1 protein-coding gene is annotated in these 444 nt (G+C 50.2%); it reads right to left on the bottom strand.

The window, feature by feature from the left end; genetic code table 11:
* The coding region (locus LC438_RS19065) for a hypothetical protein (RefSeq protein WP_223587518.1) at window positions 1-444 on the bottom strand (444 nt) is incomplete at both ends.

Raw genomic sequence — 444 nt, 5'->3', positions numbered from 1 at the left:
CCCTCCCTTCCTCCTCTCTTCTCCTTTTCCCTTTTTCCTCTCCTCTCTCTCCCTCCCCTCTTTTCCTTTCCTCCCCTCTCCCTCTTTTTTTTTCCCCTTTCTCCTCCCTCTTCTTCTTTCTTCTCTCCCCTTCCTCTCTTCCTCCTCCTTCTCTCCTCTTTTCTTCCCCTTCCCTCTCCTTCTTCCTTCTCCCCTCTCCCCTCTCCTCTTTTCTCTTTTCCTCCCCTCTCCTTCTCCTTCTTTCTCCTCTTTTCTCTTCTCTTCCTCCCCTCCTCTCCTCCTTCCTTCTCTTTCTCCCTCCTTCCTTCCTCTTTTTCTCCTCCCCCCCTTTCCTCCTCTTTTTTTCTCTCCTCCTCCCTCCTCTCTTTTCCTTCTTTTTCTTCTCTTTCTCTCCCTTCCCTTCCTCCTTCTTCCTTCTCCTTCTTTTTCTCCTCTCCACCTTCT

The organism is Microbacterium sp. OVT16B (assembly GCF_019969705.1).
Classification (GTDB): Bacteria; Actinomycetota; Actinomycetes; order Actinomycetales; family Microbacteriaceae; genus Microbacterium; species Microbacterium natoriense.
Note: the sequence above shows the minus strand (reverse complement) of the source record. Positions and strands in the feature narration are given on the sequence as shown.